This is a genomic window from Stenotrophomonas sp. EMP41 (assembly GCF_047495535.1).
In the GTDB taxonomy this organism is placed as follows: Bacteria; Pseudomonadota; Gammaproteobacteria; order Xanthomonadales; family Xanthomonadaceae; genus Stenotrophomonas; species Stenotrophomonas sepilia.
Map to the genome: position 1 here is coordinate 60,441 of NZ_CP179923.1, position 23,538 is coordinate 83,978.

23 protein-coding genes are annotated in these 23,538 nt (G+C 68.6%); 13 read left to right on the forward strand and 10 right to left on the reverse strand.

All coding sequences use genetic code 11. The features are described 5' to 3' along the window. Positions 1-2: 2 nt before the first annotated feature. From ACMGRF_RS00280 to ACMGRF_RS00290, 3 genes are all read right to left on the reverse strand, one after another. Positions 3-929, reverse strand: a complete 927-nt coding sequence (locus tag ACMGRF_RS00280) for an MnmC family methyltransferase (protein ID WP_258014975.1) — start codon at positions 927-929, stop codon at positions 3-5. Beyond that, positions 910-1,290, reverse strand: coding sequence for a hypothetical protein (locus ACMGRF_RS00285; protein ID WP_164284013.1), 381 nt, complete (start codon positions 1,288-1,290; stop codon positions 910-912). The genes ACMGRF_RS00280 and ACMGRF_RS00285 overlap by 20 nt, the downstream gene beginning before the upstream one ends. 69 nt (positions 1,291-1,359) lie before the next feature. Then, the gene (locus ACMGRF_RS00290) at positions 1,360-1,776 is read right to left on the reverse strand and encodes a hypothetical protein (protein ID WP_180880394.1); all 417 of its coding nucleotides are present in this window, start codon (positions 1,774-1,776) and stop codon (positions 1,360-1,362) included. Positions 1,777-1,866: 90 nt separating this feature from the next. Between ACMGRF_RS00290 and ACMGRF_RS00295 the strand changes: the two genes are divergently transcribed. Next, a complete protein-coding gene (locus tag ACMGRF_RS00295; protein WP_005415073.1) occupies positions 1,867-2,151 on the forward strand; it encodes a hypothetical protein in 285 nt (94 codons plus the stop codon). Positions 2,152-2,237: 86 nt separating this feature from the next. On the opposite strand, the gene dmeF is transcribed toward ACMGRF_RS00295, so the two are convergent. Continuing rightward, on the reverse strand, positions 2,238-3,203 hold the full coding sequence (gene dmeF / locus ACMGRF_RS00300) for a CDF family Co(II)/Ni(II) efflux transporter DmeF (RefSeq protein WP_180880409.1): 966 nt from the start codon (positions 3,201-3,203) through the stop codon (positions 2,238-2,240). A 50-nt stretch (positions 3,204-3,253) separates the two neighbouring features. Between dmeF and ACMGRF_RS00305 the strand changes: the two genes are divergently transcribed. Next, entirely contained in the window at positions 3,254-3,538 is a 285-nt protein-coding gene (locus ACMGRF_RS00305) for a metal-sensing transcriptional repressor (RefSeq protein WP_049417302.1), read from the forward strand. Between the two features lie 76 nt (positions 3,539-3,614). Here ACMGRF_RS00305 and ACMGRF_RS00310 read toward each other — a convergent pair whose 3' ends face one another. Next, positions 3,615-3,986: a MerC domain-containing protein gene (locus ACMGRF_RS00310; RefSeq protein ID WP_014645760.1), complete on the reverse strand. Its 372-nt coding sequence runs from the start codon at positions 3,984-3,986 to the stop codon at positions 3,615-3,617. A gap of 69 nt (positions 3,987-4,055) precedes the next feature. Here ACMGRF_RS00310 and ACMGRF_RS00315 point away from each other — a divergent pair, with 69 nt between their 5' ends. Then, the gene (locus tag ACMGRF_RS00315) at positions 4,056-5,381 is read left to right on the forward strand and encodes a GTP-binding protein (protein WP_180880412.1); all 1,326 of its coding nucleotides are present in this window, start codon (positions 4,056-4,058) and stop codon (positions 5,379-5,381) included. 186 nt (positions 5,382-5,567) lie between these two features. Here the strand turns inward: ACMGRF_RS00315 and ACMGRF_RS00320 are convergent, their stop codons facing one another. Together ACMGRF_RS00320 and ACMGRF_RS00325 are read right to left on the reverse strand one after the other, a co-directional pair. Next, entirely contained in the window at positions 5,568-7,175 is a 1,608-nt protein-coding gene (locus ACMGRF_RS00320) for an ATP-binding cassette domain-containing protein (protein WP_100477465.1), read from the reverse strand. A 253-nt stretch (positions 7,176-7,428) separates the two neighbouring features. After that, positions 7,429-8,328 carry a LysR family transcriptional regulator gene (locus ACMGRF_RS00325; protein ID WP_180880418.1) on the reverse strand — a complete coding sequence of 300 codons (900 nt, stop codon included), beginning with the start codon at positions 8,326-8,328 and terminating at the stop codon, positions 7,429-7,431. A gap of 227 nt (positions 8,329-8,555) precedes the next feature. Here ACMGRF_RS00325 and ACMGRF_RS00330 point away from each other — a divergent pair, with 227 nt between their 5' ends. After that, positions 8,556-9,734 (forward strand): serine hydrolase domain-containing protein, encoded by a 1,179-nt coding sequence (locus ACMGRF_RS00330; RefSeq protein ID WP_180880421.1) that lies wholly within the window; start codon positions 8,556-8,558, stop codon positions 9,732-9,734. Then, the gene (locus ACMGRF_RS00335; protein WP_414485535.1) at positions 9,731-10,915 is read left to right on the forward strand and encodes an MFS transporter; all 1,185 of its coding nucleotides are present in this window, start codon (positions 9,731-9,733) and stop codon (positions 10,913-10,915) included. The genes ACMGRF_RS00330 and ACMGRF_RS00335 overlap by 4 nt, the downstream gene beginning before the upstream one ends. 434 nt (positions 10,916-11,349) lie before the next feature. Here ACMGRF_RS00335 and ACMGRF_RS00340 read toward each other — a convergent pair whose 3' ends face one another. Beyond that, entirely contained in the window at positions 11,350-12,966 is a 1,617-nt protein-coding gene (locus ACMGRF_RS00340) for an EAL domain-containing protein (protein WP_049413610.1), read from the reverse strand. 228 nt (positions 12,967-13,194) lie between these two features. On the opposite strand from ACMGRF_RS00340, the gene cycA reads away from it, so the two are divergent. Together cycA and ACMGRF_RS00350 are read left to right on the forward strand one after the other, a co-directional pair. Beyond that, positions 13,195-14,568 (forward strand): D-serine/D-alanine/glycine transporter, encoded by a 1,374-nt coding sequence (gene cycA, locus ACMGRF_RS00345; protein WP_005415083.1) that lies wholly within the window; start codon positions 13,195-13,197, stop codon positions 14,566-14,568. A 203-nt stretch (positions 14,569-14,771) separates the two neighbouring features. After that, positions 14,772-15,548, forward strand: coding sequence for a lytic transglycosylase domain-containing protein (locus ACMGRF_RS00350; protein ID WP_005415084.1), 777 nt, complete (start codon positions 14,772-14,774; stop codon positions 15,546-15,548). Between the two features lie 42 nt (positions 15,549-15,590). Here the strand turns inward: ACMGRF_RS00350 and ACMGRF_RS00355 are convergent, their stop codons facing one another. Then, positions 15,591-17,111 carry a hypothetical protein gene (locus ACMGRF_RS00355; RefSeq protein ID WP_414485536.1) on the reverse strand — a complete coding sequence of 507 codons (1,521 nt, stop codon included), beginning with the start codon at positions 17,109-17,111 and terminating at the stop codon, positions 15,591-15,593. Between the two features lie 167 nt (positions 17,112-17,278). Between ACMGRF_RS00355 and ACMGRF_RS00360 the strand changes: the two genes are divergently transcribed. Beyond that, complete coding sequence (locus tag ACMGRF_RS00360) at positions 17,279-19,360, forward strand: gluconolaconase (RefSeq protein ID WP_099495194.1); 2,082 nt, start codon at positions 17,279-17,281, stop codon at positions 19,358-19,360. On the opposite strand, the gene ACMGRF_RS00365 is transcribed toward ACMGRF_RS00360, so the two are convergent. Continuing rightward, complete coding sequence (locus ACMGRF_RS00365) at positions 19,338-19,745, reverse strand: YciI family protein (protein ID WP_049413606.1); 408 nt, start codon at positions 19,743-19,745, stop codon at positions 19,338-19,340. The genes ACMGRF_RS00360 and ACMGRF_RS00365 overlap by 23 nt on opposite strands. Before the next feature lie 726 nt (positions 19,746-20,471). On the opposite strand from ACMGRF_RS00365, the gene ACMGRF_RS00370 reads away from it, so the two are divergent. The 5 genes from ACMGRF_RS00370 to ACMGRF_RS00390 all read left to right on the forward strand — a co-directional run bounded on the left by ACMGRF_RS00370 (position 20,472) and on the right by ACMGRF_RS00390 (position 23,506). Then, the gene (locus ACMGRF_RS00370) at positions 20,472-20,885 is read left to right on the forward strand and encodes a YciI family protein (protein ID WP_049438308.1); all 414 of its coding nucleotides are present in this window, start codon (positions 20,472-20,474) and stop codon (positions 20,883-20,885) included. Between the two features lie 67 nt (positions 20,886-20,952). Next, a complete protein-coding gene (locus tag ACMGRF_RS00375) occupies positions 20,953-21,375 on the forward strand; it encodes a VOC family protein (protein ID WP_049414475.1) in 423 nt (140 codons plus the stop codon). Positions 21,376-21,408: 33 nt separating this feature from the next. Next, positions 21,409-21,819, forward strand: a complete 411-nt coding sequence (locus tag ACMGRF_RS00380; RefSeq protein ID WP_005415091.1) for a VOC family protein — start codon at positions 21,409-21,411, stop codon at positions 21,817-21,819. Between the two features lie 22 nt (positions 21,820-21,841). After that, positions 21,842-22,198, forward strand: a complete 357-nt coding sequence (locus ACMGRF_RS00385; RefSeq protein WP_262256657.1) for a DUF1428 domain-containing protein — start codon at positions 21,842-21,844, stop codon at positions 22,196-22,198. 45 nt (positions 22,199-22,243) lie between these two features. Then, on the forward strand, positions 22,244-23,506 hold the full coding sequence (locus tag ACMGRF_RS00390; protein ID WP_049414474.1) for an RNA polymerase sigma factor: 1,263 nt from the start codon (positions 22,244-22,246) through the stop codon (positions 23,504-23,506). The last annotated feature ends 32 nt before the right edge of the window (positions 23,507-23,538 follow it).

Genomic DNA, 23,538 nt, shown 5'->3' on the forward strand with positions numbered 1-23,538 from the left:
GCTCAGCGCTTGACGGCCAGCACGCCGTCCAGCGCCAGTTCGGCCTTGAAACCGGCCTTTTCCAGGCGCTTGGCCACTTCACGCGGCACGTCGCGGCCGCTGGTCAGCTTGTTCGGCGCGCCGGTGTAATGGAACAGGCGACCGCCCTTGCGGATGACGCGGGCGAGGTGGTCGTAGAACACCTGCGAGTACAGCTCGCCGGCGATGCCGAAGCGCGGTGGGTCGTGCAGGATCGCGTCGACACTGTTGCTGGCCACCTGTTCGATCTGCTGCGAGACGTCACCGTGGCTGAACTGCAGGCGGCCGCCGGCGGCAGCCGAGTCTGGATCCGGCGACCACGGGTTGAGCGTGCGCAGCCACATCACATCGGCGTTCTTCTCGAACGAACGGATGTGGCTGACGCCGGCTTCCAGCGCACAGGCGGCGAAGTAGCCCAGGCCACCGCAGGTATCGAGGATGACCTTGCCGGCCGGGGCGACCAGCTCGACCTTGCGGCGCGCATCCTCGAACGGCGACAGCTTCGAGGTCGGCAGCATCTTGATGCCGTCGATCTCGAAGGTCGGTGCGCCCCATTCGGTGGGCACCAGCTTGATCAGCGAGCCGCTGTAGCGCGAGATCGGCGCGAAGTCCTCGCCATCCCAGTAGTACAGCGTGCGGTCCTTCAGCTTGCCCGGCCACGGGTAGGGCTGGCCACGGAAGTGGAAGCCGTCGGCATCCAGCACCACGCTGTCCTGGCTGCGCCCGAGGTCGAGCGAGCCTTGCCATTCGGCAGCGCCCTTGTCATGGGCACGGCGCAGGGTGTCGGCGCTGTCGCGGGTCAGCAGGGGGCCGGTGTAATGGGGCACGGCGGGTACCGGGGCGGTTCGGGGGAGGGCATGGTACCGCAGCTGTTGTAGAGCCGAGCCGATGTCAAAGTGGATCCACGCCATGCGCGGATGCAGGCAGGGAGGAGTCGAGCGCGGGTCCGACGCTACCGCTGGAACAGCTGTAGCCGTGCGTGGTCCCTTCCCCCGCGATCATGCCGACGCCACGCGACGGTTGCATGCCCTGCCGCGCGCACGATCGGCGATGGGCCTCCTGGGTTTCCGGTGGCTGTCGATCGAAGTCGTAGCGCATGCGGCCGTCCTCCCGCAGCAGCCAGTGCACGGTGACGCGCTCCTTCGTGCCGTCGCCGAGGTCCCAATCCAGGGTGCGCATTATCAGGATCTGGCCATCGGGCAGTTCCCGGACTTCGTCATAGGCGCCCTGGGTCTTCGGGGCGCTCACCGCAAGCAGCAGGAACAGCAGCATCCGCATCGATCCTCAAAAAAGACAGGATGTGCCGACGCCGGTCCATGCAGCCATCAGAATCGTTGCGGATTACGGGCACTTCACCGCATACACCGGCCCGGCCCCGATCAGCATCAGCGCCATGTAGTCGCTGTCGCTGGCCTTGCCCTTCAGCGTCGCGCCCTTGTTGAAGTGGAAGATGCCGAAGCCGCCGGACATGCGGATCAGGGCACTGTCGATCTGCTCGGCGTCGTCGCGGAAGTAGCGGCCGATCTCGCTGCGGGTGGCCTTGTGCAGGGCATTGGGTTCGCGCTGCCACTGCTCGCCACGGCTGAAGGAAACGAAGTACTGGCCGCCTTCCTTGTCGATGCGGAAGTCGGCGGGCTTGCGCGCGCCGGTGGCGAAGCAGCCCTGTAATGGGTCGGCGGAGAAGGGAAGCCGTGCATCGTCGCCGCAGGCAGTCAGCAGCAGGAGGGCACCGGGCAGCAGCAGGCGGAGCGCGCGCATGGGATGTCCCTACAGGGCAGGTGCGGCTAGTGTAGGCAGCACGCGGGCGTGGCCCGTACAGAAATTCGGCAAGGACACAGGGGTTTTCGGATGGCGCAGGGCAAGGCACCGTGGTGTGGCGTGGCCAGTTGGCTGGGTATTGCAGTGGGGTGGGGGGCAGGCACCGTGGCGGCACAGGCGGCGGTCGCCGCGGGTGGCAATGGCATGGCCGCAGGGCTGGGCGTGGGCGTGCTGGGTGCGGCGCTGGTGGGGGGCGGCCTGGCCGTGGCCTCGCGCGTGCGCGGTGAGCGCTGGCCGTGGATCGGCATCGGCGGTGCAGTGCTGAGTGCGCTGCCGCTGCTGATGTACCTGCTGCGGATGATGCTGAAGCTCTAGCGGTAGTGCCGGCCGCTGGCCGGCAACTGCAGATCGCGTGCGGTGTTCATGGGGTTGCCGGCCAGCGGCCGGCACTACCGGATGTCTCACTCGCTGCGGTGGATCTCCACCGTTACGTGCACCAGCTCTTCATGGATCGCCAGCGCGCTGCGCACGGTATCGGCATCCAGCGTGGCGTCGCTGGTGACCACGCTGGCGCTGACCGCGTACTTGCCGCGACCCACCTGCCAGACGTGCAGGTCGGCCAGGCGTGCCGGCCACGGGCCCTGTTCGATCACTTCGCGCACTTCGGCCACCACCGGCGCGTCCATCTGCGCGTCGAGCAGGATGCGGCCGCTGTCGCGCAGCAGACCGACCGCCCAGACCGTGACCAGCACGGCGCCGACCAGGCCCATCACCGGGTCCAGCCAGGTCAGGCCAAGCAGCTTGCCGCCGAGCAGGGCGACGATGGCCAGCACCGAGGTGGCGGCGTCGGCCAGCACGTGGACGTAGGCCGAGCGCAGGTTGAGGTCGTGACCGTGCGCATGCCCGTGATCGTGGTCATGGCCGTGATGATGGCCATGGTCATGCCCGTGATGATGATGCGCGTGGCCCGGGCTGTCGTGCAGCCACCAGGCGCACAGCAGGTTCACGCCCAGCCCGACCGCGGCGATGGCGATGGCTTCGTTGTAGTGGATCGGCGCTGGTACCCACAGCCGCTCCAGCGATTGCACCGCCATCAGCGCGGCGACGCCAAGCAGGGCGATGGCGCTGGTATAGCCGGCCAGGATCTCGATCTTCCAGGTGCCGAAGGCGAAGCGCGGGTCGTGCGCGTAGCGGCGCGCGCAGCGGTAGGCGAACACTGCCAGGCCCAACGCGAGTGCGTGCGAACTCATGTGCCAGCCGTCGGCGAGCACGGCCATGGAGTTGAACCACCAGCCGCCGACAATTTCCACCAGCATCATGCTGACGGTGAGCCACAGGGCGCGGCGGGTATTGCGTTCGGCCAGCGGGTTGCCGTCGTCGAAGCGGTGTTCGTGGCGACGGGCGGCGGCGAGGGCGTCCAGGTGCATGGGAAGACCAGAGGGTGGAAGGATACCCCCATAGGGTATACGATGCGCCCATGGCCCATGTACACAGGAATCGAAAGCAGCTGCTGACCCGGGTGCGCCGGATCGGCGGCCAGGTGGCGGCGTTGGAGCAGGCGCTGGACAGGCCGGAGGGTGAGGCCGGCGACTGTGCGGACGTGCTGGTGCAGGTTGCTGCGGTGCGCGGCGCCGCCCACAGCCTGCTGATGGAGCTGCTGCACGAGCATCTGCAGGAACATGTGGTCGGCGCCGAAGACCCGCAGCAGCGGGCGGCCGAGGCCGAAGTGCTGGTCGAACTGCTGCGCCGCTACGGCAAATGACCGGGTAGTGCCGGCCGCTGGCCGGCAACCGCAGGTTGCCTTCCCCGTTCGTGAGGTTGCCGGCCAGCGACCGGCATTACCCGTGCCGGTGCCGCGCGTTCCAGATGTGCGTGGCGGCCAGCAACAGGCTGCCGGTGACGGTCATCGGTGTTTCCCAGTCGTGCGAGGGCAACGCCAGCGCGCCGGCCAGCAGCAGGCCGAGCCCGGCGCCGGCGGTGGCCCAGGCCAGCACCGGCAACGGATGGCGGCGCTCGGCCCGCCATAGTGCATACCCGGTCAGCGGCAGGGCGATGGCCACGAACAGCAGATGCACCCATTCCGCTTCGGCCCACGTGCCGAACAGCGGCAGCGCGGCGGCCAGCAGGGGCAGCGCCAGGCAGTGCAGCAGGCACAGGCTGGACAGGGCGACCGCGCCGGCATCAAGCAGGGCGGCAGAAGGCGACTTCATCGGGGGAGGTTCCTTGCGCAGCAATTGTTATACAGTAACATTTCCGTTCCGCAGCCAACCCGCTCCGACATGAACACTGTTTCCCGCGCCGACCGTCGCCTTCCGGTCACCGTGCTGTCCGGCTTCCTCGGAGCCGGCAAGACCACCCTGCTCAACCAGATCCTGCGCAACCGCGAGGGGTTGCGCGTGGCGGTCATCGTCAACGACATGAGCGAGGTCAACATCGATGCGCAGCTGGTGCGCGAGGGCGGCGCCGAGCTGCGCCGCACCGAAGAGACGCTGGTGGAATTCAGCAATGGCTGCATCTGCTGCACGCTGCGCGATGACCTGCTGCAGGAAGTGCGGCGCCTGGCCGACGCCGGTCGCTATGACTACCTGTTGATCGAGTCGACCGGCATCGGTGAGCCGATGCCGGTGGCGGCCACGTTCGCGGTGCGCGACGAGCAGGGCTTCAGCCTGAGTGACATCGCGCGCCTGGACACGATGGTGACGGTGGTGGATGGCAGCGCATTCCTCGCCGACTTCGGCTCGACGTTGCGCCTGGCCGAGCGCGGCCAGCAGGCCGGGCCGGATGACGATCGCGGCGTGGTCGACCTGCTGTGCGAGCAGGTCGAGTTCGCCGACGTGATCGTGGTCAGCAAGGTCGACCAGACAGATGACGAAGTGCTGCAGGACACGCTGGCCGTGCTGCGTGGCCTGAACCGCGACGCGAAGCTGCTGCTGTCCCGCTTCGGTGACGTGCCACTGGCCGAGCTGCTGGACACCGGCCGCTTCGACTACGAGCGTGCGCAACGTGCGCCGGGCTGGGTGAAGGAACTGCGTGGCGAGCATACGCCGGAGACCGAAGAGTATGGCATCGCCAGTTTCGTCTACCGCTCGCGGCGACCGTTCCATCCCGCGCGCTTCGCCCGTGCGCTGCAGTCGGGCATGCCCGGCGTGATCCGCAGCAAGGGCTGGTTCTGGCTGGCCAACCGCATGGACTGGGTGGGCGAGCTGAACACCGTGGGCGCCGCGACGCGGACGCAGGCGGCGGGGTTCTGGTACGCCGCACGCGATCGCGTGCGTGCCGGGCTGGAGGACACGCCGCCGTTGCTGCCGCCCACGCCGCTGCCGTACAGCGATCTGGGCTGGGCGCGGCAGCAGGCCGACTGCTGGAGCGCACCGTTGCCGGGACCGGAAGACTTCCCGGATGCGGCCGCGCATTCGGCGATGCAGCGCGTGTGGCACCCGTTGTGGGGCGACCGCCGCCAGGAGCTGGTGGTGATCGGCGTGCACATGGATGAGCGTGCGGTGCGTGCGGAGCTGGACGCGTGCCTGCTCAACGATCAGGAACTGCGTGCGGGGCCGCTGCTGTGGCGGCAGCTGCCGCAGGCGTTCCCGGTGTGGAAGCGGTGACGGTGCACTGAGGATCCATGGGTTGCCGGCCAGCGGGCGGCACTACCCCTGGTCGATACGCCATGCGTGGATGGATGCATGGCGGAGTCGAGCATGGCTCGACTCTACAATGTGATCCGTCGCGGCCAATCCTGTAGAGCCGAGCCCATGCTCGGCTGCTGCAGTGGACCCACGCATGGCGTGGATCTACAAGGCGTCACGCCACTGCCAACCCCCGGTGCCCACCTGCAGCACGTGGGTCGGCCGCAACGCCTGCAGCAGGTGCCGGTCGTGGCTGACCATCAGCAGCGCGCCCGGCCATGCCGCCAGCAGTTCTTCCAGCGCCTGCAGGGCATCAAGATCCAGTGCATTGCCAGGCTCGTCCAGCAGCAACAGCTGCGGTGCGGGATCGGCATACAGCACGCTGGCCAGCGCGCCTTTTACCCGTTCGCCATCGCTGAGGCGATGGGCTGCACGCTGGATGCGCTGCGCGTCCAGCCCGAGCAGGGCCAGCCGTGTGCGCAGTTCACCGGCATCGGCCGCCGGGTTGGCAGCCTGCACGGTGTCAAGGATGCTGCGTTCGCCGGAGAGCCCCAGCAGCTGCTGGTCGAGCAGCGCCAGTGGTGCATGACGCTGCACGATGCCACTGCGTGCAGGCAGCTGGCCGGCCAGCACGCGCAGGAGCGTGGACTTGCCACTGCCGTTGTCACCGACCACGGCGATGCGCTGGCCGCGGCGGACCTCCAGTTGCAACGGTGCACTGCAACCATGCGGCAGCACCAGCGACTCCGCCTGCAGCAGACGTGCGCTGCCGCGTTCACCGTCACCGGCGAACAGCGCCAGCTCTGGCGCGGCGTGAACTGCCGAAGCCGCTGCGCGCAGTTGGTCGCTGCTGGCCTGCAGACGATCGGCCTGGACCTGTTGCGCGCGCCCGTGGCTGGCCTCTGCACGCTGTTTCTGCCGGCCAAGCAGGATCGGTGCCTGGTTGGCCTGCTTCGCATCGCGATTGCCACGTGCCTGGCGCTGCTGCTGGCGTTCGTGCTGCTCGCGCGCGCTGCGCTGTTGCTGCCGGTGCTGGGCGCGGGCGTGGTCGAGCTGTGCGGCGGCCGCTGCGCGTTCGGCGGCCCGCGCGTCGGCGTAGTGCTGCCACGGCCCGCCATAGCGATGCAGCCCGCGCGCATCGAGCTCGACGATCTGCTGCATCTGCGCCAGCAGCTCGCGATCATGGCTGATCACCAGCAGGCCGCCGCGCCACTGCCGCAACCGTTCGTACAGCCGTTGGCGATGGCGGGCATCGAGGTGGTTGCTGGGTTCGTCCAGGATCAGCCAATCGGCGCCGCTGGCCCAGGCGCCGGACAGCGCCACCTGCATGGCCTGGCCGCCACTGAGACGCGCGGCGGGTTGGGCGGGATCGAGATCGTCGGGCAGGCGGAGCGCCTGCCATTGCTGCTGCAGGCGCTCGCGCAGATCCCAATGGTCGCCGACGCAGGCGAAGTCGGCCTCATCCACGCTGCCGGCTTCGATGCGTTGCAGCGCGGCCAGTTCCGCGCCGACGCCGGCCAGTTCAGCGACCGTGCCGGCGGGTGGATAGCCAGGCGTCGGCAACAGGAATACGCGGCCGCTGCTGCGCACCTGCCCGTTCTCTGGCCGCACCCGGCCGGCCAGCAGGCGTGCGAGCACGCTCTTGCCGGTGCCATTGGCACCGACCAGGCCGGTGGCGACCGGATCGAAGGAAAACGACAGATCGGAAAACAGCGGGCGGCCGTCGGCCAGCCGATACGACACGCGATCGAGCGTGAGGGAATGTGTGGTCATGCGACCTCCATGGATGCCGGGTTCTCCCCCTGCGCGCAGGGGCGGGAAGAGTCAGGCCGTCTGCTGGGAAGACGGCGGCATCAATGGCGCATTGGTCGCGAGCCTCTGGGAGGAATGAGCGGGCAGTATAGCGGGGTTGGCTGAATGGCTGCGTGCAGCTGTAGCGCGGAGCCACGCTCGGCTGATCTTCGCTTGGGGTGCCGGTGAGTCGAGCATGGCTCGACTCCACAAGAAGCATCCATGTGGCGTGGATCTACGGCACGGTGTCCAGGCGGGCGCCGACGAAGTCGATGAACACCCGCAGCTTCGGCAGTACGTGTCGGCCCGACGGCCACAGCAGGTGGAAGGTGCCGCAGGAGTGCACATGATCCTCCAGCACGGTGACCAGGCGGCCGTCGGCCAGCGCTTCGCGTACCGAGTGCACCGGCACGAAGGCCAGGCCGACATCACGCAGTGCCAGCGCCACCCGCGCCTCGATGGTGTTGGCCACCATGTGCACCGGAAGTTCCTGCGGTGCTTCGTCATCGGGCCAGTGGATCGGCCACGGCTCCAGCTTGCCAGTGGTGGGGAAGCGATAGTGCAGCAGCGTGTGCTGCATCAGTTCCGCCGGCGTGCGCGGAACGCCGCGGCGCTGCAGGTAGCCCGGCGAGGCGATTACACGGCGCGGGAACACCCCCAGCCGGCGTGCGTTCATCCGCGAGTCGCTGGGTTCACCGACGCGCAGCACTGCATCGAAGCCTTCCTCGACGACATCGACCAAGCGGTCGCTGAAATCCAGGTCGAGGCGGATGTCCGGATACGCGGCCATGAACTCGGCCATCAACGGCAGGGTGAGATCGCCGACCAGCGGCAGGCTGATGCGCAGCGTGCCGCTCGGTGCGGCGTGCGGTTGCGCCAGTTCGGTGCGCGCGGCATCGCGCTCGTCAAGGATGCGCCGGCAGCGTGCCAGGAACAGCTGGCCCTCGGCGGTGAGCGTGATGCTGCGCGTGCTGCGGTGGAACAGGCGCACGCCCAGTGCGTGCTCCAGCCGCGCAACGCATTTGCCGGCGGCCGATGCCGAGATGCCCTGCAGGCGACCGGTCTCGACGAAGCTGCGGGTGTCGGCGGCGTGCACGAAGGTCTGCAGGTTGGCGAGGTTGTCCAGGACTGACATGGGCGTACCGGCAATGAAAACGGCAGGGTAGGGGCGGGTGATCGCGGCACGCGGCGCGGCCATCGCAACACTGTGGTGCGGGGCCTCGCGCAGCCCTTGCGGCGTTACAGCTCCGGGCATGATGCCGATTGCGGACTGCACGGTCCATGATGCCCGGAGCGGCAACCGGCTTTTTGCGCCGCGCCGTGCTGCCTAACGTGGCGGGCCTCTCCCCACGGATCACCGCGATGAATGCCGCTCTTTCCCTTGAACCTGCACCGACGCTGCCTTCGGTGCAGCGGCTGCTGCAGCAGGTCCACCCGCTGCGCCTGGTCGGTGCGGTGGTGCTGGTGCGCGAGCACGGCGTGCTGCGCCATGCCAGCGCGACCGGGCTGGCCGATCGCGAGTCGGCCAGGCCGATGCAGCGCGATCAGCTGTTCCGGCTGGCATCGGTCAGCAAGCCGTTGCTGGCCACGGTGATTCTGCGCCTGGTGGCCGAAGGCGTGCTCGACCTCGATGCGCCGGTGCAGCGCTGGCTGCCGGACTTCCGGCCGGCAATGGCCGATGGCCGCAGGCCGCCGATCAGCCTGCGCCAGCTGCTCAGCCACAGCAGCGGGCTGGGCTACCGCTTCCTGGAGGCCGATGCGCACGGACCGTACGCCCGGGCCGGCGTCAGCGATGGCATGGACGCCAGCCCGGTGTCCCTGGCCGAGAACGTACGCCGGATCGCGCAGGCGCCACTGCTGTTCGAGCCGGGCAGCCAGTGGCTGTACTCGCTGGGCGTGGACGTGGCCGGTGCGGTGGCCGAAGTGGCGACCGGTGAAACGTTGCAGGCGCTGTTCGAGCGTCTGCTGGCTGCCCCGTTGGGCCTGCGCGATACGGCGTTCGCCACGCGCGCTGCCGAGCGCCTGGCAACGCCCTATGTGAGCGACACGCCGCAGCCGCATCGCCTGCAGGAAGGCGAGATGGTCGCGCCGTTCGAGGGCACGGTCGGCATCGAGTACAGCCTTGCGCGCGCCACCGATGCCAGCCGCTTCGCCTCGGCCGGTGCGGGCCTGGTCGGCACCGCCGACGAGGTGATGGCGGTGCTCGAGGCCTTGCGCGACGTACAGCGCTCTGGTCTGTTGCCACCCGCGCTGGCGGAGGAGATGGCCACCGGGCAGGTGGGCGAACAGGGGCCGCCGGAACCGGCCGGCTGGGGCTTCGGGCTGGGCTTTGCGGTGCTGCGTGATGCCGCCGCCAGCGGTACCCCGCAGGGCGTGGGCAGCTGGCGCTGGGGCGGCGCGTACGGGCACAGCTGGTTCGTCGATCCGGCGCGCGGGCTGAGCGTGGTGGCGCTGACCAACACGCTGTACGAAGGCATGGATGGCGCCTTTGTCGATGAACTGCGCGATGCGATTTATGCCGACCTGGGGGCAACGCGATGAGCGGCCATGCCATCGATGCCGCCAGTCCGGCCGGCGAGGCCACGCGCCTGCCGTGGGCGGGCCTGCTTGCCTTGGCCGGTGGCGGCTTCATCACCCTGTTGACCGAGACCCTGCCGGCGGGTGTGCTGCGGCCGATGGGCGAAAGCCTGGGCGTGAGTGATGCGGCGGTCGGCCAGCTGGTGAGCGTGTATGCGCTGGGTTCGGTGATGGCCGCACTGCCGATGACCGCGCTGACCCAGCGCCTGCCACGGCGTCCGCTGCTGCTGGCGGCCATCGCCGGCTTCGTGGTGGTCAATACGCTGACGGCGTTGAGCAGCAGCTACGCGCTGATCCTGGCTGCGCGCTTCCTGGCCGGTGTGAGCGGTGGACTGCTGTGGTCGCTGGTGGCCGGTTATGCCGCGCGCATGGTGGTGCCGTCGCTGCAGGGACGGGCCATCGCAGTGGCAATGGTCGGTTCGCCTCTGGCGCTGTCGCTGGGGGTGCCGGCAGGGACGCTGCTGGGGCAGCAGATCGGCTGGCGCTGGGCGTTCGCGCTGATGAGCGTGCTGGGTCTGCTGCTGCTGGCCTACGCGCGCTGGGCGTTGCCTGCGCTGCCGGCCGCTGGGGCCGGGCAACGCACTTCGCTGGCGACCGTGTGGCGCCTGCCCGGTGTACGCAGTGCGCTGCTGGTGATGGCGCTGTACGTGCTGGCGCACAACGTGCTGTACACCTATATCGAGCCGCTGGCGGTCGACGCGGGTGCCGGTGCTTGGCTGGACCGGCTGCTGCTTGCATTCGGCATGGCGGCCATTGCCGGCATCGCGATTGCCGGCTGGGGCGTGGATCGCCACCTGCATGCGCTGGTGTGGGCGGCGGTGATCGGCTTCATCGTGCCGGTGCTGGCCTTGCTGGTGTGGCCTGGCGTGGCGAGCGCACTGCTGCTGGCGACGATCCTGTGGGGCGTGGCGTTCGGCGCCGTGCCGACCCTGTTCCAGACCGCCTTGGCACGGCGCGCCGGGGCCGCTGCGGACCTGGCGCAATCGATGCTGGTGACCGGCTGGAACCTGGCCATTGCGGCCGGCAGCGTGGCAGGTGGCGTGCTGCTGCAGGCCAGCGGCCCACGCCAGCTGGGATGGCTGCCGTTGCTGCTGCTGGCGGTGACCGCCGCGTGGCTGATGGCACGGCCGAAGGCCTGGGCGTAGGTGCGGGCCAAACGTTACGGAGGTGCCGGCCAGCGGCCGGCACTACCGTGGTCCACGCCATCCCGCATGGCGTGGATCTACCGAGCGCAGCGACCCGCGTTTGCCTTTGCTTTCGCTTTCTTCCGTTGATTCCGTGGCGGGACGCCGCCGCAATGTGTCCGTGGCCGGGTGGGTGGGTTGCGCAGGACGCCCAACCCCGGTCTTGCCGTGTGCGCAGGACAGCGCACACGAGCAGGCGGCGACCGAGCTTACATGGGTGAGGGCGCTTTGCTTGCGAAGCACTGCTTCGCAAGCGCCCGAACGCACAGCCGCCAGCGGCTGGGCCGGGCCCCGGAGGGGTACTTGCAGCGCCCCCTGCGCGACCTACCCACCCGGCCTCACCTGATGGATCCACTGGGCGCGATCCGCCACGAGGGGCTCCGCCGTTCGCCGTCCTACTCCACTCCCTCACGCTCGATCGGCACGCTGCGCGGGTTCTGCATGTGTTCGCGTGCAGCGCCGTACTGCTGCTGCCGCTTCTGATGGAAGGCGACGAACTCATCGCGCGGCAGCGGCCGCGAGAACAGCCAGCCCTGCCCGAATTCCACATGCCGGCTGTGCAGGTAGGCCAGCTGCGCTTCGGTTTCCACGCCCTCGGCCACCACCCACAGGCCCAGCTCCTTGGCCATGTCGATGATGTGCGGCGTGACCGGGCTGGTGGCGCTTTCGGTGCCGATCGCATCGATGAATGATTTGTCGATCTTCAGCGCATCCAGTGGCAGTTGCTGCAGGTATTGCAGGCTGGAGAAGCCGACGCCGAAATCATCGATGGCCACGCTGTGGCCGGCGCGGCGGGCGGCGGCGAGCATGGTGCGCGCACGGTCCAGATCGAGGAAGCCACGTTCGGTGGCCTCCATCCAGATCTGCTGCGGCAGGATGCCGCTGCCGGCCATGTGCCGGGAGATCATCTTCAGGGCGCGACCGCTGCTGATGTCTTCGGCGGCGAGGTTGATCGCGATGTGCGCGCTGCGGTCGGCGACCAGCAGCTCGCGCATGTCGCGCACCACGTTCTCGATCACCAGGTCGGTGACGTCGGCGATCATGCCGGCCTCTTCGGCCAGCGGAATGAACAGGTCAGGGCGCACCTGGGTGCCATCCGGGCGTTGCCAGCGCACCAGCGCCTCGGCGCCGACGCAGATGCCGGTGTCCAGTTCGATGATTGGCTGGTAATGCAGGTACAGCTCGCGGCGGCGGATGGCGGTGGCCAGTTCGCCGCGCAGGGAAAGGCGGCGCCGCGACAGCCAGATCACCAGCCCGGCGCCGGCGGCGGCCAGCAGCAGGCCCACCGGCACGTACAGCCAGGCCTGTTGGCGGAAGGCCGCAGCGAGCGCGGTGCGCGGTGTAGTGGCGACGGCCAGCCATTCCTCGTTGCGCGCGGTAGCGAACAGCGTGGTCTGGTCCAGGCCTTCGCCCGGGTCGCGCAGCAGCGCCTGCAGCAGGTCCGGATCCAGGCCGGGCTGTTTGGCCAGCAGGCGTCCATCGGGGCTGGCCAGTGCCAGCCGCACATTCGGGTCGGCGATGACATCGACGAAGCGGCGTGGGTCCACCAGTGCGTCGTAGGACCCATACAGGATCGCCAGCACCTGGCGTCGCCCGCTGATTTCCGGGCGCACGTCCACCGCGATGCCGGCGCCGTCGCTGGTGACGTGGTCCGGCCTGGGCTGATCCACATCCGACAGGAACGGCCCCCAGGAGGTGCAGCGCAGCTTGCCTCCTTCGAAGTAGCCCATCTGGTCAATCGATGGGGTGGTCATCACCAGGGTCTGCATGCGCCGGATGTGCTCGGGGCTGCAGGACACGTAGGCACCGGCTTCGGCGGATTTCAGCGCCGCCAGCGCCTCCTGGTAGGACAGGTCGGAGCGGCGCAGGGTGCGATCGGCGATGTCGCGCAGGCGCTGCTGTTCGACGCTGACCGCGCGGTCCCAGGTGGCGTAGGCCATGACCGCGATCGGCACCGCAGCGGCCAGCAGGGCCAGTGCGGTACCGCCGATGATGACGCGCAGGCGGCTCATGGCCGGGGCTCCAGCAGGGCGGGCGGGGCAGGGCGCATGGTCGGGCCGGTCCTTGGGCAGGTGCGGCTATCTGAGCATGGCGCCGGGCCGGGCGGAATGGGATCAATACGGTATTCGGTCACATTGTGGTGAAAGCGGCCTGCTTTGACGCAATGGGGCCGTCTGGCGCTGGCGCTCGGCGCCGCGGAGGACTACCGTCGAACGCTTCGCCCGCCCCTTCCCGCGCCCATGACCGAGCCCGCCACGCCCCCCGAGCACCTGCGCCGCAGCCTGTCCAACCGCCACCTGCAACTGATCGCCATCGGCGGTGCCATCGGCACCGGCCTGTTCATGGGCTCGGGCAAGACCATCAGCCTGGCCGGCCCGTCCATCGTCTTCGTCTACCTGATCATCGGCGCGATGCTGTTCTTCGTGATGCGCGCGATGGGCGAGCTGCTGCTGTCCAACCTGCAGTACAAGTCCTTCATCGATTTCTCCACCGACCTGCTCGGCCCGTGGGCCGGGTTCTTCTGTGGATGGACCTACTGGTTCTGCTGGATCGTCACCGCCATTGCCGACGTGATCGCGATCGCCGCCTATGCGCAGTTCTGGTTCCCGGGGCTTGAAGCCTGGAAACCGGCGCTGGCCTGCGTGATGCTGCTGCTGGCGTTGAACCTGGTGACGGTGAAGCTGTTCGGTGAAATGGAATTCTGGTTCGCGCTGATCAAGATCGTGGCGATCTGTGCGCTGATCATCACCGGCGCCGGTCTGGTGGCGTGGGGCTTCACCTCGCCGAGCGGCCACACCGCGTCGTTGTCGAACCTGTGGAATGACGGCGGTATGTTCCCGATGGGCCTGGTCGGTTTCTTCGCTGGATTCCAGATTGCGGTGTTCGCCTTCGTCGGCATCGAGCTGGTCGGCACCACCGCCGCCGAAACCGCCGACCCCGAGCGCAACCTGCCCAAGGCGATCAACTCGATTCCGGTGCGCATCATCATCTTCTACGTGCTGGCGCTGATCGCGATCATGGCCGTCACCCCGTGGCGCCAGGTGGTGCCGGACAAGAGCCCGTTCGTGCAGCTGTTCGTGCTGGCCGGCATTCCCGCCGCGGCCAGCCTGATCAATTTCGTGGTGCTGACCTCGGCCACGTCCTCGGCCAACAGTGGCATCTTCTCCACCAGCCGCATGCTGTACGGCCTGGCCGAAGAGGGCCACGCTCCGCGCGGGCTGTCGAAACTGTCGCGCGCTGCGGTGCCGGCCCGTGGCCTGCTGTTCTCGTGCCTGTGCCTGCTGGGCGGCACGCTGCTGATCTACCTGATTCCCAACCTGGTAACCGCCTTCACCCTGGTGACGACGCTGGCGACGGTGCTGTTCATCTTCGTCTGGTCGCTGATCCTGGTGGCCTACATGGCCTATCGCCGTCGCTACCCGGAGCGCCACGCTGCATCGATCTTCAAGATGCCTGGGGGCGTCGCCATGTGCTGGGCCTGCCTGGTGTTCTTCGCCGCCGTGCTGGTGCTGCTGAGCCTGCAGGGCGACACCCGCCAGGCGCTGATCGCCAGCCCGGTGTGGTTCGTGCTGCTGGGCGCGGGGTACTGGGTGCGCCGGAGGGCCGCGAAGTGATCCGAAGTGGGGTCAGATCCCGTTGCTCAGCAACGGGACCTGACCCCGGCAGGTCGCGGGACCCACCCCGCCTCCTCGCGTGAAAACGGCTGTTGCCGTTGAGGTGGCCGGCCAGCGGCCGGCACTACCACGGGTGCAGGACGCAGCCCTGCCGGCCCCCATTCACCCAACATTAGCGGGCACGGCCGGATCATCCGGCCGCCATGTCCCATCGACCTCTCCTGCTTGCACTGGTGCTGCTGCCCATCCTGTGGCCCGGGATGGCTGCCGCGCGCACGGTCTATCGCTGCGTGCAGGGCAACACCGTCAGCCTGGCCACCGCACCGGAGCCGGGATCGCGGTGCACGCCGAAGGAGATCGACGACAATGCCATCCAGGCCCCGAACCTGTGGGGCAACATGGGCGTGTTCAGTGGTGTGCTGTACGAGCGCGAGCAGGACGGCGTGCTGGTCTATTCCACCCGCAACCTGCCCGGCTCGCGGGTATTCCTGAAGTTCACCGTGGCCACGCCGCCGGGCGAGCCGGCGCACGAGGGCCTGGGCAAGGTCGGCAAGCCGCAGCTCGCGCAGCACGCCAGGCAGTTCAAGGCCGCGGCCAAAGCCACCGGCGTCGACGATGCCTGGCTGCGCGCGATCGCCCATGCCGAAAGCAATTTCGATCCGCTGGCGGTCTCGACCAAGGGCGCACAGGGCGTGATGCAGTTGATGCCGGAGACCGCACAGGAGTATGGCGTGCGCGATCCGTTCTCGCCGCAGCAGTCGATCGAGGGCGGCGCGCGCTACATGCGCGCGCTGCTGCGCCGTTACAACGGCGATCGTCCGTTGGCGGCGGCTGCGTACAACGCGGGCATCGGTGCGGTCACCCGCTACAAGGGCGTGCCGCCCTACGCCGAAACCCTGGCCTATGTGGACAAGGTGATGGCGCTGTACGCGCGCTACCGCGAAGCGATGGGCATCCGCACTGAAGTGCCAGCCCGCTAGCGGACGGTGCTGCCTGCACGTGGCGTTGTAGAGCCGAGCCGCTCAGCGCGAGGTAGAGCTGCTGACCAGGTCGTAGCGCTCGATGCGGCCGACGCGTGCCACCTCGGCCTGCACGTCGGCACGCTGCTTGAGTGCACGCCACGCGGCATCGATGCGCACATCGCCCGGCAATGACGGATAGGTGCGCATGTTCTGCAGGCTGGCCAGGGTTTCACCGCGTTCAACCGGCGAGCGCAGCTGTTCGATCAGCACGGCGGCGGCACCGTCCAGGTCGCCTTCCTCCAGCAGCATTTCGCGATGGAACAGGCGGGCATCGTCGCGCTGGGCCAGGATCACCGCGCGTGCTGCATCGCGCGCCTTGGCATCACCGCGCTCGCCGGCGGCGGCGAACTGCAGCAGCGCCTGTGCGGCCTTGCCGTACCCGGCGAGGCCCGGCATGTCATTCACTGCCTGCGCAGCGTCCTGCATGCGCCCCAGCGAACTGAACACGAAGCCGACATTCATCTGGTGCTCGACACCATCCGGGCCGAGCGCGCCGATGCGGGCGGCCTGTTTGGCCGTGGCCAGTGCCTCATCGGTGCGGCCCAGCCGGCGCAGTGCGGTGAGCCGGCTGTTGAGCAGCCAGGCCACCCATTCCGCTTCCGCGGCGGCAGGCGATTCGCCGTTGCTTGCGGCACCGGCCATGCCCTCGGTCAACGACAGCACTTCCTCGTTGCGGTCCAGCATCAGCAAGGTGGTGCTGAACTCGGCCATGCGCGCGTCCAGTGCGCGGTCGAGCAGGCCGGAAACACGCAGTTCATCGAGGTGGCGCTGTGCCGCCTGCACCGGATCGAAACGCGCGTCACCGCGATCGACATAGCGATCAAAGCGCTTGTCGCTGCGCAGGCGGATGATCTCGGCCGGGCTGTCGATGCGCGCCAGCGTGGCCGGAATGCTGTCGCCACGGCCGTTGTCGGCCTGCAGCGTGGCCAGCGCCAGCCACAGCCCGGTGGGTTCCAGGCCGCCACTCTTCCAGCCGTTGTCAAACAGCGCCTGCAGCAGGTCCATGCGCTTCTGCGGCTGGTCACGCAGGCGGTACTGCAGGTAGTTGATGGCGTGGTGATCGATCTGCAGCGGTGCGTCGGCGTGCTGCAGTGCCTTCACCAGGAAGGTGGTGGCTGCGGCCGGCTGGTTGTCCGACAGTTCCACCGACACCTGGGTGAGCAGGATCTGTGGATCCTCCGGCAGGGCCTCCTGCGCCCGTTGCAGGTAGCGGCGGGCCTGGTCGGGCTTCTTCTGCATCAGCGCGGTCCAGCCGGCGACCTGCGAGGCGCGGCCGCGACGCTCGGCATCGAAGTCGTCCAGCAACGGATCCTCCATCAGCCGCTCCATGCTGATCAGCGCACCCAGCGTGTTGCCGCCGCGTGCCTGCTGGATGGCTTCATCCCAGCGCGTGGCGTACGCCGCGTGTACTGCATCGGCGGTGGCCGATGGCTTCTGCGGGGCCACCGTGATCGAGGCGGAGGCGGGCGCGCTGACCAATGCGGCCAGCAGCAGTGCGGTGAGAGGGAGAACGTGGGGCATGGAGAATCTCCATCCGTGGGAACCGCATTGAACCTGCTACGGCCAGCGAGGACAAGCACGACGAAGCGAATCCTGGCCTTCTGCCGCATGATCGGCCGTGGCGGATCGCACGCGCAGCGTCTATTGTCGGTGCCTCTTCAAGCGGCAGGCAGAGGCAGCGCAACACGATGGCACGGTGGCAATGGATGGCGGCAGGGGTGGCGTTGGCAACGGCGGTGGGCTTGGCTGCAACCTGGTGGGACACCCCGCTGAAAACGCTGGCCGGCCCTGCAGGCCCGGTGCCCACGCCGCTGGCCTGGACCGCGCAGATCGAGCCGCTGGCGGGTGATGGCCACCCCGGCGACCGCGACGGTGCGTCCGCGCAGGCGCGCTTCGCCGATCCGTATGCATTGCTGCGCAGTGCCGATGGCAGCGTCTATTTCACCGATGCCGGTGACAACAACCGGATCCGCCGCCGCTTGCCCGATGGCCGCGTTGAAACCGTGGCCGGGCAGGGCGAGGGCCGTGTCGATGGCCCTGCGCTGCAGGCCAGCTTCAACACGCCTTCGGGCATTGCCGGCGATGCGCAGGGCAACCTGTACGTGGCCGACACCGGCAATCATGCGATCCGCCGCATCGGCACCGATGGCCAGGTGACCACGCTGGCCGGTGGTGAACAGGGCCACGCCGATGGCCCGGCCACGCAGGCCCGCTTCGATGCACCGATGGGCGTTGCGGTGGACGCACAGGGCCAGGTCTACGTGGCCGATACCTTCAATGACCGCATCCGGGTGATCGGCACCGACGGCATGGTGCGCACCCTGGCAGGCGGTGATCGGCCGGGCCTGGCCGATGGCACCGGCGCCGCTGCGCGCTTCGATACGCCGGTGGCGTTGGCCTTTGATGCGCAGGGCGCGCTGCTGGTGGCCGACCTGTTCAACAACGCGGTGCGCCGGGTGGGGGCCGATGGCACGGTCAGCACCGTGGTCGCCGCCGGCGGCGTGATCAATGGGCCGCTGTCGCTGGCCACCACCCACGACGGCGTGCTGTACGTGGGGGATATGGATGGCCGCATCGTGCAGGTGACGCCGCAGGGCCACCAGATCGCGCTGGTTGGCAATGGTCGCCTGCCGCGGCTGGCCCGCCCCAGCGGACTGGCGATGGATGCAGATGGCAGCGTGCTGGTGGCCGACGCCGCCAGCTACCGTCTGCATCGCCTGCGCCCGCTGCCGGTAGGCGACCTGCCGGCACCGGCACTGGTTGGCCCGGCGGCCGATGCGGCGCTGCCGAAGACGGACGGCCGCTGGCCGCTGGCACCGCAGGACGGTTGGCATGAAGTGGTCGGCACCCTCGGCGAAGTGCGCGGCAACTTCAGCGGCGAGAGCCGCCACCACCTGCATGGCGGCTTCGACGTGCGCGGTGATGTGGGCCAGACCGTGCTGGCGATTGCCGAAGGCAAGATCAGCAGTCCGGTGGCAGCCTGGAACCTGGGCGAGCAGGCCGAGGGCCTGGCGGTGGACCGCCTCAAGTACATCCACATGCGCGTCGGCCGCACCCCGCGCGATGTACCGTTCGACGCGCGCTGGCAGGCGTTGTACGACGAGCAGGGCAAGCTGCAGCGGATGCGCGTGCGCCGTGGCATGCGCATCCATGTGGGTGACCGCCTGGGCAGCATCAACAACCAGGCGCACGTGCACCTGGCGGTGGGTACCGGTGGTTTCGAGACCAATGCGGTGGCGCTTGGCTTCCATAACTACGCCGATCACTTCGCACCGCGCATCACTGATGTCGCACTGCTGGACGACAACGACCGGCCGATGGCCGCAGGCAGCGATGGCGTGGTAATGGTCGCGCGGCAGGGGCGTGGCGTGCAGATCGTGGTGGAGGCCTGGGACCAGGTCGACAACAACCTGCCGCGGCGCCGCCTGGGCATGTACCAGGTGGGTTACCAGATCCTCGATGCTACCGGACAACCGCTGCAGGGCTACGAGCAGCCGCGCTGGAACATCGTGTTCAACCGCATGCCGCCGCAGCGGGAAGCGGTGCGCGTGGCCTACGCACCGGACAGCGGCATCACCGTGCATGGCAGCGCGGTCACCCGGTTCCGCTACCTGGCCACCAACACCGTGCGCGACGGCCTGATGGAAACCGGGCGCTGGCAGCCGGCGGCGCTGCCGCCGGGCGAGTACATCGTGCGCGCCAGCGTGCGCGACTACAGCGGCAACGAAGGCGTCGGCCCGCGCGAGATCAGGGTACGGCTGCTGCCATAGCCGCAGCCGGGGCGCCGCAGCGTTCGCGCTCGGCGTCCATGTCTTCCAGCGGCCGCACTTCGATGCTGCCGAAGCGTGCCCACGGGAAGTCGCGGGCGATGCGCATGGCGTCGTCGCGGTCGCGGGCGACGATCAGGTTGAAGCCGGCCAGCAGTTCGCGGGTCTCGGCGAAGGGGCCGTCCAGTACGCGGCTGTGGCCATCACGCACGCGCAGGGTCTGTGCGGTGTCGACCGGCTGCAGCTTCTGTGCGGCCAGCAGCGTGCCTTCGGCCTGCAGTTTGTCGGCGTGGGCCAGGCAGTCGCGCATCAGCGCGTTGAATTCTTCGGTGGGCAGCGCCTGCAGCAGGGCAGGCTCGATGTAGATCAGAAGCAGGTACTGCTGCATGGCACGGTCCTGGCGGGGGCGGGTGCCCATGATCGCGCAGGATTGCGCACGGGCATGTTGCAGCGCGGGAAGCGGCGCCTTCGGCGGGGATCGGCGAACGGCGGAGCCCCTCCGTGGTGGGGTGGGGTTGGTCGCTGAAAGCGGGTTTCCTGAGGGTGGGCCGGGCGGGGAGGCAGGGCAGGGGGCGCTGCAAGTACGTCCATGTAAGCTCGGTCGCCGCATCCATGCGGCTCACGCCCCTGCCCTGCCTCCCCGCCCGGCCTTGGACAGATCTCTGCGGCTGACCCACCACGGGAAATCAACAACAAGAGCAAAAAGCGGGTCGCTTCGCTCGCAAAGCCGACCCCGCCAGCCAACCGCCGTTGCCTTTGCTGTTGCTGTTGCCTTTTCTCTTGATCTTCCCGTGGTGGGTACCGGAGGCAGGAAACTGTCCAGGGCCGGGTGGGTAGGCGGGGCGGGGGTGTCCGCGGCATGGATGCCGCGGCCAAGCCCCCATGGACGGGTTTACGGCGTCCCCCGACCCGCCTACCCACCCGGCCAAACCCATGAACCCGAGCTTTCAGCGACCAACCCACCCCACCACGGAGGGGCTCCGCCGTTCGCCGACCCCGCCGAAGGCGCGCTTTCCGCGCAAGAAAGAATTTCCAACAGACGTGTCGATTCCCAGCCTCCTGGTTCGTTGTACCCAATGAAGGGCACGCACCACGCGTCCCACAGGAGACCGCAATGAAAGTGATGGTGATCGTGAAGGCCAACGCCGACTCCGAAGCCGGCCGCATGCCCAGCGAACAGGAACTGTCCGAAATGGGCGCCTTCAACGAACAACTGGTGGCCGCCGGCATCATGCTCGCCGGTGAAGGCCTGCACGCCACCCAGCGCGGCCGTCGCATTCATTTCGGCGGCGGGGCACCCAAGGTCGAGGCCGGTCCGTTCGGTCCCGCCGGCGAACAGATCGCCGGCTTCTGGCTGTGGGAGGTGCGGTCGCTGGACGAGGCCGTTGAATGGGCCAGCCGTGCGCCGTTCGGCGGGGGCGGCACGCTGGAACTGCGTCCCCTGATCTCCGCAGAAGACTTTGGTGAAGCCTTCACCCCCGAATTACAGCAGCAGGAACAGCGTCTGCGTGCACAGCTGGAAGGCTGACCCGATTCCTCTCCCAGCCGGGCACGCCCCGGCACTACCACCCTGAATCGCACAACGGAGTATTGCCATGAGACTGATTCCCTTCCTCGGCTTCAGCGGCCAGGCCCACGAGGCAATGGCGTTCTATGCCAAGGCACTCGGTGGCCAGGTCACCTCGGAAATGAAGTACCGCGACATGCCGCCCTCCGATGGCTCGCCGGGCTGCAACGAGATGCCGCCGGAAACCCTCGACCACGTCGCGCACAGCCAGCTCGAGATCGGCAACGCCATCCTGATGGCAGCCGACGGCCCCGGCGGCGGCGAGGGCGGCTCGACCACCATCAATGTCGATGTGGACAGCATCGAAGAAGCAGAACGCGTGTTCGCTGCACTGGCCGAAGGTGGCCAGGTGCAGATGCCGATCGCCGAAACGTTCTGGGCACATCGCTGGGGCATGCTGATCGACCGTTACGGCAAGCCGTGGATGGTCAACTGCATGAAGCAGCCCTGATCCCGCCTCTGTCATCCACAAGGAGCTTCAACGATGAGTGCACCACAACCGCAGATGATCTTCGTCAACCTGCCCGTGCAGGACCTGGAGAAGTCGAAGGCGTTCTTCACCGCGCTGGGCTACAGCTTCAATCCGACCTACACCAACGACGACGCGGCCGGCATGGTCATCAGCGAAAGCATCTACGTGATGCTGCTGACCCAGCCCTTTTTCCAGCAGTTCACCAACAAGCCGATTGCCGACGCGCACACCCACACCGAAGTGATCAACGCACTCTCGGCACCCAGTCGCAAGGCCGTTGACGAGTTGGTGGACAAGGCCCTGGCCGCCGGCGCCAGCGAACCGCAGCCGGCGCGCGACTACGGCTTCATGTACCAGCGTGGCTTCCAGGACCTGGACGGCCATCTCTGGGAGATCGCACACATGGACGGCGAGCCGGGCTGACGGCCGCCGCAGGAGAATCCGCATGGCTTACGTGGACGCTTACGTGCTGCCGTGCCCGCAGGACAAGGTGGCGGCCTACCGCCGCCTTGCCCGCAAGGCCGGCGCGGTGTGGAAGGACCATGGCGCGCTGCAGTACATGGAATGCGTGGCCGACGATGTGGAGCCGGGCAAGAGCACCTCGTTCCCGCGCGCGGTCAAGGCGAAACCGGGCGAGATGGTGATCGTCGCCTTCGTGGTGTTCCGCTCGCGCGCGGCACGCGACCGCATCAATGCCCGGGTGATGGCCGACCCGCGACTGGCGTCGCTGGGCCCGAAGGACATGCCGTTCGATACGAAGCGCATGTTCTGGGGCGGCTTCAAGCCGATTGTTGAAGCGTGAGCTGCGGCGCTTGTGTGGGCCGGGCGTGCGTGCTGTGATCGGCGCATGCTCGAGCCCGCACTGACGCAGCGTCTGGAAACCCTCTGGCGGATGGAGTCGCCAGTGTTGATCGCGCGCCTGGCGCGGCTGCTCGGTGGCGATGTCGGCCGTGCCGAGGAACTGGCCCAGGACACCTGGCTGGCCGCGCTGGAGCGTTGGCCGGAGCAGGGCATCCCGGACAATCCCGGAGCCTGGCTGATGACCACCGCGCGCAACCGTGCCATCGATGTGCTGCGCCAGCACCAGCGCGTGGCCCAGCAGCACGCGCAATGGGGCGAGGAACTGCATCCGGCGGCGCTGCCGGCACCCGATGACAGCCAGGCGCTGGAGGATGACCTGGGTGACGACCTGCTTCGCCTGATGTTCGTGGCCTGCCATCCGGTGCTGCCGGCCGATGCGCGCGTGGCACTCACCCTGCGCCTGCTCGGTGGCCTGACCACCGTGGAGATCGCGCGCGCGTTCCTGCAGCCCGAGCCGACCATCGCCCAGCGCATCGTGCGCGCCAAGCGCACCTTGGCGCAGAAGCAGGTGCCTTATGAAGTGCCGCGCGCGGAGGCGATGCCCGAGCGCCTGGCCTCGGTGCTGGAGGCGATCTACCTGGTGTTCAACGAAGGCTATGCGGCCAGTGCCGGTGACGACTGGATGCGTCCGGCGCTATGCGAGGAAGCGCTGCGGCTTGCACGCATCCTGGCGCACCGGCTGCCGGTGCCGCCGGTGCTTGGCCTGCTGGCGCTGATGGAGCTGCAGGCCTCGCGTGCCGCAGCAAGGACCGATGCGCAGGGCGTGCCGGTGCTGCTGGACCAGCAGAACCGCGCGCGCTGGGATTGGCTGCAGATCGAACGCGGGCAGCAGGTTCTGGCGCGTGCGCTGGCGGCAGGTGGTGGCGACGATCCCTACGTGCTGCAGGCGCGCATTGCGGCCTGCCACGCAGCGGCGCGCCGCCCCGAGGATACCGACTGGCCGCGCATTGCGGCGCTCTATGCACAGCTGCTGCAGGTGCAACCTTCGCCGGTGGTGGCATTGAACCGGGTGGTGGCGATCCTGCGCAGCGACGGTCCCTTCGCCGCGTGGGCGCAGCTGCAGCCCCTGCTGGTCGACGCGCGCCTGCGTGACTACGCGCCGCTGCAGGTGGTGCGCGGCGAGCTGCTGCAGGCACTGGGACGTGAGCAGGACGCGCGTGACGCTTTTGGCCAGGCCGCCCGGCTCAGCCAGAACCAGGCCGAGCGCGGACTGCTGCGGCAACGGGCCGGCCTGCCGCCCACGGACTGAGCCGACAAGGACAGCACTTGTCGCCGCGCGCC